Genomic DNA, 3,102 nt, shown 5'->3' on the forward strand with positions numbered 1-3,102 from the left:
CGGCTATACTGTTAAAGCCCCGGACATGGACGAGCCCAGCAATGCTGGTTTCATTGCCACCCCCCGGGGTTTTGAATTGCGGAACATCGCCGGTGGCTGGCGGATCTACTCCCGCACGGAGTTCGCTGACATAGTCGGACAGTTCGTGCTGGAGGGACAGACGGCCAGGCTCACGCAGGCAGCGCTGGAAACACTCGCTGTCATCGCGTACCGGCAGCCCGTCTCCAGGGCCCGCGTGTCTGCGATTCGAGGAGTCAATGTCGATTCTGTCGTACGGACATTGACCCAACGCGGGCTGATCGAAGATTCGGGTCACGATCCCGAGTCGGGAGCAATCCTCTACCGGACCACGTCGTATTTCCTGGAACGGATGGGAATCGGCTCAGTGGCTGAACTGCCTCAGCTCTCACCCCATCTTCCGGGGCTTGAGGGCATCGCGGAGTTCTACGACGCCGACAGAATGTAGGCGGGCAACCGCCTGCGCACAAGAGTATTCATAAGGGCAGATAAATTCTGCATGGCTGGCTAGGGTTGTTGTTGGACAACTTGCCGGCCAACATATCGAAGGACGGGTCATGACACAGGCGGGACGCCAGGGTTCACCACGTAACAGTTCGGGACGCAACAGTTCAGAACGCAATGCCGGACAGGGCGGCGCCAGCCGCAATCCGGCACAGGGCGGCGCCGGCCGTAATGCGGCGCAGGGCGGCGGATTCCGCGCCGGCGCAGGCAAGCGCAACGCAGGATTCGGTGGCGGCGGAGAACGTCCGTACGGAGACCGTCCGTACAAGGCCCCGAAGCCGCGCGAGGAGCCGTTTGTCGATCCCGGCGACGCCCCCGCATCGCCGGCCGGCCGCGACGGATCCGACCGGAAGCCCGCAGGGCAGTCCTCACGGAAGCCGGCAGCCCGCAAGCCGGGCGCCAAAAAAGAGCCCGGAACTCCCGGTGCCCTCAAGCCCAAGCCACGCTCGGCCAGGCCCGGCGCGGCAGCATCGCGTGCTTTCGGCAGCGAACGGTTCGGGCAGAACCTTGGTCCGGTCCGCAAGCCGTCGCGCAAGCGGGGCCCGCGGAGCGCTGTTCCGCAGTCTGAACTCCACGACGCCGACGGCGTCCGGCTGCAGAAGGTCATGGCGCAGGCCGGCGTGGCTTCGCGCCGCGTCTGCGAGGAAATGATCGCCGAGGGCCGCGTCGAGGTCGACGGCCAGGTGGTGACCGAGCTTGGTGTCCGCATTGACCCCCAGACCGCCATCGTCCACGTCGACGGCCTGCGCATCCAGCTCGATGACAACCTCGTCTACATGGTCTTCAACAAGCCCAAGGGCGTTGTCTCCACCATGGAGGACCCGGACGGCCGTCCCTGCATCAGTGACTTCGTGCGGAAAACCCACCAGGGCGAGCGGCTTTTCCATGTGGGCCGCCTGGACGTCGCCACCGAAGGCCTGCTGCTCCTCACGAACGACGGCGAGCTGGCCAACCGGCTCACCCACCCGTCCTATGAGGTCCCCAAGACCTACCTGGTCCAGGTCCGGGGCCCGTTCCCACAGGGAATCGGCGCGCAGCTGCGCGAAGGTGTGGAACTTGAGGACGGCATCGCCTCCGTTGACTCGTTCAAGCTGGTGGACTCCACGCCCGGTCACGTGCTGATCGAGGTAGTCCTGCACTCCGGCAAGAACCGGATTGTCCGGCGCCTTTTCGACGCCGTCGGCTTCCCTGTCCTGCGCCTGGTGCGCGTCAAGGTGGGTCCCATCGGGCTGGGTGACCAGCGCCAGGGCAGCATCCGCAACCTTGGCAAGCAGGAAGTCGGCCACCTGCTGGCATCCGTAGGGCTCTGAGGCATGTCCGCATTCCGCTCGCACGGGCGTGGACACCTCAACGGCCCGGTGGTGGTGATTGGCACCGGCCTGCTCGGTGCCAGCATCGGGCTGGGCCTGCGGGGACGCGGCGTGCCCGTGTTCCTCTCTGACCCGTCGCCCACCAACCAGGCCGTCGCCGTCGATATCGGTGCAGGCCAGCCCCTGGAGCACCTCGGTGACGAAACGCCTGAACTGGTGGTGGTGGCAGCACCGCCTGACGTGACTGCCGACGTCGTCGCCAAGGCCCTGGCCGACTACCCCGGTTCAGTCGTGGTGGACATCGCCAGCGTCAAGGCAGCAATCCTGATGGAGCTTCGCAGCCGCGCGGTGGACCTGACCCGCTACGTGGGTACCCACCCGATGGCTGGGCGTGAAAAGTCCGGACCGGTCGCGGCCCGCGGTGAGCTTTTTACGTCCATGCCCTGGGTGGTGTGCCCCGGCACTGAATCGTCCGAGGCTGCTGTGCAGACGGCGCGTTCGCTGGCAACGGACCTCGGAGCTGTTGTATCGCAGTTCAGCCCCGAGGAGCACGACGAAGCAGTGGCACTGGTTTCCCACCTGCCGCAGGTGATGTCGTCATTGCTGGCCAGCCGGCTGCAGGGAACGCCGCTTCATGCCCTGTCCCTGGCCGGCAACGGCCTGCGCGATGTCACCCGGATCGCGGCAAGCGACCCCACCCTGTGGGTCCAGATCCTGGGCGGCAACGCCCGGAAAGTCGTCGATATCCTCCACGGCGTCCGCGAAGACCTGAACCGCCTTATCGGCACCCTCGAGGACCCCACGGCGCCAGGCGCGCGGCTTGATCTGGCGCAACTGATCAGCGAAGGCAACGCCGGCCAGGCCCGTATTCCGGGCAAGCACGGCGGCCCGCCGCAGGCTTACGCATGGCTGACTGTCCTTGTTGACGACAAACCGGGCCAGATCGCCAGGCTCCTCACCGAAATCGGCGAGATCGGTGTCAACGTGGAGGACCTGCGGCTGGACCATTCCTCAGGCCAGAATGTTGGCATGGTGGAACTCTCTGTCCTGCCGAACAAACACGACCACCTGATCGAAGCACTCAACGACCGCGGATGGCGGGTACTCCAGTAATGACACAGGAACTTCTTGACACCCTTCCGGCGCTGCGCGTCGGCAGGCCACTGGTGGTCGCCATCGACGGGCCGTCCGGTTCCGGAAAGTCCAGCGTGAGCAGGGAAGTGGCACGCCGGCTGCACCTTGCGTACCTGGACACCGGTGCCATGTACCG

At 65.8% G+C, this 3,102-nt stretch carries 4 protein-coding genes; all 4 read left to right on the forward strand.

What is annotated here, in order from left to right:
* On the forward strand, window positions 1–466 hold a 466-nt coding region (gene scpB, locus DBR22_RS18375; RefSeq protein WP_108600195.1), incomplete at its 5' end, for an SMC-Scp complex subunit ScpB.
* Window positions 467–575: 109 nt separating this feature from the next.
* Window positions 576–1,832, forward strand: a complete 1,257-nt coding sequence (locus DBR22_RS18380) for a pseudouridine synthase (protein ID WP_108600196.1) — start codon at window positions 576–578, stop codon at window positions 1,830–1,832.
* 3 nt (window positions 1,833–1,835) lie between these two features.
* On the forward strand, window positions 1,836–2,945 hold the full coding sequence (locus tag DBR22_RS18385; RefSeq protein ID WP_108600197.1) for a prephenate dehydrogenase: 1,110 nt from the start codon (window positions 1,836–1,838) through the stop codon (window positions 2,943–2,945).
* Window positions 2,945–3,102, forward strand: a 158-nt coding sequence (locus DBR22_RS18390) for a (d)CMP kinase (RefSeq protein WP_181365242.1), incomplete at its 3' end; no start/stop codon positions are given. The genes DBR22_RS18385 and DBR22_RS18390, both read left to right, overlap by 1 nt.

It is taken from the genome of Arthrobacter sp. HMWF013 (genome assembly GCF_003061105.1).
GTDB lineage: Bacteria > Actinomycetota > Actinomycetes > Actinomycetales > Micrococcaceae > Arthrobacter.

Bases quoted from the DNA above. Each gene is read 5' to 3' on its own strand.
- DBR22_RS18385 (WP_108600197.1), top strand. From the start codon at position 1,836: ATGTCCGCATTCCGCTCGCACGGGCGTGGACACCTCAACGGCCCGGTG.
- DBR22_RS18380 (WP_108600196.1), top strand. From the start codon at position 576: ATGACACAGGCGGGACGCCAGGGTTCACCACGTAACAGTTCGGGACGC.